The organism is Providencia sp. 6390 (assembly GCF_058148425.1).
This window is the reverse complement of sequence record NZ_JBYVYL010000032.1, coordinates 1-971: the sequence shown is the minus strand read 5'-3', so window position 1 is coordinate 971 and position 971 is coordinate 1. Positions and strand designations below refer to the sequence as shown.

The window sequence follows — 971 nt, the reverse complement described above, 5'->3', positions numbered from 1 at the left end:
TCCAGCCGCCAAGAATTGCACGCAGCTCATCGGCCAACTATCCTGCTGGATACTGAAGACTTTAGCCAGTTAAGTGAAGAAAACCCTGACATAAGTGGGCTCGCTGCGCACCATTTGGCGTATGTGATTTACACCTCTGGCTCAACGGGGAAACCGAAAGGCGTTATGAACAGTCACCGCGGGCTGTGTAACCGTTTAGTCTGGATGCAAAACACCTATTGCCTCTCTGATGATGACCGTGTGCTGCAAAAAACCCCGTTCAGCTTTGACGTTTCAGTTTGGGAGTTCTTCTGGCCACTGCTTTACGGTGCTCGCCTTATCATGGCTCGCCCTGAAGGGCATAAGGACGCTAACTATCTGGCGCAACTCATTGAGCGTGAAGGCATTACCACCTTGCACTTTGTGCCGTCAATGCTGCAACAATTTGTGCAGTGGGCGGATGCCGCTTACACCTGTGCGCCGCTGCGCCGTGTCATTTGCAGTGGTGAAGCCTTGCCAGCTGAACTGCAACAGCGCTTCTTTGCTCGCTTCAAGGCCCAGCTGCATAATCTGTATGGCCCGACAGAAGCCGCCATTGACGTAACATCTTGGGCTTGTCAGCCTGACGATCACCGCAACTTTGTGCCTATTGGTCGCCCCATTGCCAACACCCAACTCTATATTTTAGATACACAAGGACAGCCTGTGCCAATCGGTGTGGCTGGTGAACTGCACATTGGCGGTGTCGGTGTCGCTCGTGGCTATCTCAATCGCCCTGAATTAACAGCTGAGCGCTTTATTGACGACCCGTTTAGCGAACAACCGGAGGCGCGGCTCTACAAAACGGGCGACCTTGCCCGCTGGCTGGCGGATGGCAGCATTGAATATCTTGGCCGTAATGACTTCCAAATCAAACTGCGCGGTTTGCGTATTGAGCTGGGTGAAATTGAAGCCCACCTAATGCAGTGTGTGGGCGTGCAAGAAGCGGTGGT

Annotated in this window: 1 protein-coding gene; it reads left to right on the top strand. The window is 53.2% G+C overall.

The window, feature by feature from the left end; translation table 11 throughout:
• On the top strand, positions 1-971 hold a 971-nt coding region (locus tag AC3Z9T_RS21385), incomplete at both ends, for an amino acid adenylation domain-containing protein (RefSeq protein ID WP_490128064.1).